This is a genomic window from Mesorhizobium sp. M8A.F.Ca.ET.021.01.1.1 (genome assembly GCF_003998025.1).
GTDB lineage: Bacteria > Pseudomonadota > Alphaproteobacteria > Rhizobiales > Rhizobiaceae > Mesorhizobium.
Genome location: NZ_RZSJ01000638.1, coordinates 1 through 3,401, shown reverse-complemented (window position 1 = coordinate 3,401; position 3,401 = coordinate 1). Strand labels below are relative to the sequence as shown.

Below are 3,401 nucleotides of genomic sequence, written 5' to 3'. Positions count from 1 at the left end.
TCCCAGCATCGGCCATGACCTCAGATCCTCCAATGTTGCCTGGGTGCGGATATTTGCACATCCGTGCCTCCAGGCCAGTGCGAATTCGCCCGGCAAGCTCTTCAGCTATCGGTTCCGGCCACGCCGGCCGATCCGGCCTCCCGCGCTCAAGATGAAGATATGTCCGCGAAATTTCTTGTCGATGTTGAGCGGCGGCACGCAATTTGGCGAATGGTTGCGGGCAGGTTGCCGCAAGAGGAGGTATTTTTAGAAGGCGGGGCCAGAAGCGACCTTCCTTCTCCCCTTGTGGGAGAAGGTGGATCGGCGCGCCAGCGCCGAGACGGATGAGGGGTGTTCCCGCGGAGTGAGACGCTGGCGTTCCCTGGAACACCCCTCATCCGTCGCCTTCGGCGACACCTTCTCCCACAAGGGGAGAAGGGAAAGAGCGCTCGGTGCGGATCGCCGTTCACTCCCTCCCCGCATCATGCTAACCACCCTGCATGGCACAGAAGAAAGCATTCGAGGTCGACGGTTGGCTCGCGCGGCCTGATCCGCGCATCTCGATCGTCCTGCTCTATGGCCCCGATCGCGGCCTTGTCTCGGAGCGGGCGAAGGCCTTTGCCGGGAAGACCGGCCTGCCGCTCGACGATCCGTTCTCGGTGGTCAGGCTCGAGGGTTCGGAGGTTGACCGCGACGAAGGCCGGCTGCTCGACGAGGCCCGCACCGTACCGATGTTTTCCGACCGGCGGCTGCTCTGGGTGCGCAACGCCACCGGCCAGAAGGCGCTGGCCGACGACGTCAAGGCGCTGACGGCGGAGCCGGCGAGGGACGCCATCATCCTGATCGAGGCGGGCGACTTGAAGAAAGGCGTCGGCCTGCGAGCCGTGGTCGAGGGTGCCGACAATGCCATGGCCTTGCCCTGCTACGCCGATGAGGCCCGCGACATCGACACCGTCATCGACGACGAGCTGCGCAAGGCCGGCATGTCGATGACGCTGGAGGCGAGGCAAGCGCTGCGCCGCAATCTCGGCGGCGACCGGCTGGCCTCGCGCGGCGAGATCGAAAAACTCGTCCTCTACGCTCACGGCCAGAAGGAAATCGGGCTGGAAGAGGTGCGAGCCATGTCCGGCGACGTGTCCGGCGCCTCCTTCGACGACGCCGTCGACGCGCTGCTCGAAGGCAAGGTCGGCGACTTCGACACCGCCTTCACCCGCCATTGCCAGGGTGGTGGCCCGCCTTTCCTGGTGCTGTCCTCGGCGATGCGGCAGTTACAGCAGATCCAGGTCATGCGCGGCCAGATGGAGACCGGCGGCCGCAACGCCGCTTCCGTCGTCGCCGCCGCTCGGCCGCCGGTCTTTTTCTCCAGGCGCAAGCTGGTGGAGAAAACGCTGGAGCGCTGGAACAGCGAAGCGCTCGGCCGCGCGCTGACCCGCCTGCAGTCAGCCGTGCTGCAGACGCGGCGCCGGCCGGACCTGTCGGTGGCGCTGGCTCGGCAGGCGCTGCTGGGGATCGCGGTGGAAAGCGCGCGGCTAGCGCAAAGGTAGCAGAGCGATCTCCCCTTTTCGGTGCCGAGTGCTGGTTAATTCATGATCATGGCGCCCACCGGCTGAAAGGTTGGCAGCGCCTGTGGAAAGACCAGCACCGCCGCGCCATAAAGGAGCAGAGCGACACCCGACATCTTTGCGATCCGATCTCCTGACGGAAGGGTCTTTTCCGCAAGGACCAGCAAGGTGACCACGGCCATTGCGGCGACGTTCATGATCCCGAGAGGAAAGAGGGCGAGAAACAAGAGCCAGCAGCAGCCCAGGCAGAAAAGTCCGTGCTCCAGGCCCATGCGAACCGCGCCCCAGTAACCATCGCGCCACGAGGTCAGGATGAAGCCGATCGGCGTGCGGCATTTGGCCAGACACAGATCCTTCAGCGGGGAGAGTTGATAGGCGCCGGCAACCATCAGCAGCGCGCCGCCGATGCGCGCGGCCAGCGCCGTGGACAATCCCACATGTCCGGCAAGCATCTCCGCACCCGCCGCGCCGGCAAAGGCGATAACGCCCATCACGCCCCAAACCAGCATGTACCCGGCCACGAACACCCAGCTCGAGACAAAGGTCTCGCCGCGGCCCCGTTTGCCGGCCTGGACCGTGTGAAAGGTCAGGATCATGGGCGCGGCCGTCGGAAACATCATGGCGATCATCATGATCATCCAGACGGCAAGGAACAGCGGCGCCCTCATGCCCATGGTGAGTGAGTATATTTCCATGCGCATGTCCGCGTCCATGCCCATCTGCTGCCAGACGAGCAGGATCCACGCCGCCGCGGCGATGGAGATCAGCAGCGCGAGAATGATGTATCGCTGGAACGTCGGCGCCATGGACAAGTACGTTCCGTACCATGCGGCCAGCTTCTACTGCTGGCCAGACCAGTTGATCGGGGCGTAATGTCCGTTTCGGCGGGAATTGTCCCAGCTCATGCCATGGTCGCTGAATGTGCTGCCTTCCGCCCCCATCGCCATGGCGAGCCAGTCGGGATTGACTGGATGGCCGGTGGCTGCCCACATCTGCCCATCCTCGCGCATTGTCGGCAGTGGCTCGACAGCCATCCGCATGATACCCGCAATCTCCGCCGACCGCTTGTTGCCGTCTATCCGGTAGTTTATCGGCACCTTCTTGGCGCCGAGGTTGGTGCCGATCATGGGTGCCAACACCGCCATGGGGCCGCCGGCCGCGCCAGTGAAGATGGCACCTAGCGCCTCTGTTTGCCCGTCATCGGCCCGTTCGTCGATATAGGCGGCGGCCGTCCAGTCGCCGTTTGCCATCGGACCCGGCGTGTGAGCAACCATCGCGACGCTCAGCCCATCCAATCGAACGTCGCCGTAATTGCCGGTATCGATGTGAAAGACCAAACCAACGTCGCAAACGCCTCTCGTCGGCTTCGATGTCAGCTGCGCGTTGGTGGACAGCAGGCAAGGACACACGACATCGCAGCTACAATTTTCGAAGTAACTTCCGGACAATTGCCAACGAACTGCCATTTGCACCTCCCGTTTGCGTCAGGCGCGTCGGCATATCGTTTTGGCGAGGCGGTGCCATTCACGAGCATGTAGGAATGGCAAACAGCCCTCGCCGCGGCTGACCGGCACGCTAGGGCAGATAATTCAAGCCATCTCTAATTTAGGTTATACCGTCGCCCGGCACTGTCAAGCCGCGAGCACCCGGGCTGGCGAGAGGCGTTGCAGGGGATCGCCGTGGAGAGCGCGAGGCTGGGGCAGTGGCAGGCGCCCTATTCCTTCTCCCCCTGTGGGAGAGCGACTATCTGGGGTGTCAAGTTGCATTTGCGAATTCGCTTCTCGCGTCGCGTGCTTTTGCGTTGAGGATGACGAGAAGTTTTCTGGCGAGTGCGATGCGGATGAGCATTTTGGGCTTTCC

General features: G+C 63.6%; 4 protein-coding genes and 1 pseudogene. 2 read left to right on the top strand and 3 right to left on the bottom strand.

The features are described 5' to 3' along the window. On the top strand, positions 1-250 hold a 250-nt coding region (locus EOA36_RS37845), incomplete at its 5' end, for a hypothetical protein (protein WP_210212435.1). Positions 251-479: 229 nt separating this feature from the next. Further along, positions 480-1,523: a DNA polymerase III subunit delta gene (gene holA, locus EOA36_RS31270; protein ID WP_127280740.1), complete on the top strand. Its 1,044-nt coding sequence runs from the start codon at positions 480-482 to the stop codon at positions 1,521-1,523. A gap of 35 nt (positions 1,524-1,558) precedes the next feature. On the opposite strand, the gene EOA36_RS31265 is transcribed toward holA, so the two are convergent. The 3 genes and pseudogenes from EOA36_RS31265 to EOA36_RS38990 all read right to left on the bottom strand — a co-directional run. Beyond that, a complete protein-coding gene (locus tag EOA36_RS31265) occupies positions 1,559-2,347 on the bottom strand; it encodes a DUF2182 domain-containing protein (protein ID WP_127280739.1) in 789 nt (262 codons plus the stop codon). 33 nt (positions 2,348-2,380) lie between these two features. Further along, positions 2,381-3,007, bottom strand: a complete 627-nt coding sequence (locus EOA36_RS31260; protein WP_127280738.1) for a DUF1326 domain-containing protein — start codon at positions 3,005-3,007, stop codon at positions 2,381-2,383. A 289-nt stretch (positions 3,008-3,296) separates the two neighbouring features. After that, positions 3,297-3,401, bottom strand: a pseudogene (locus EOA36_RS38990) (IS110 family transposase); the annotation flags it as partial.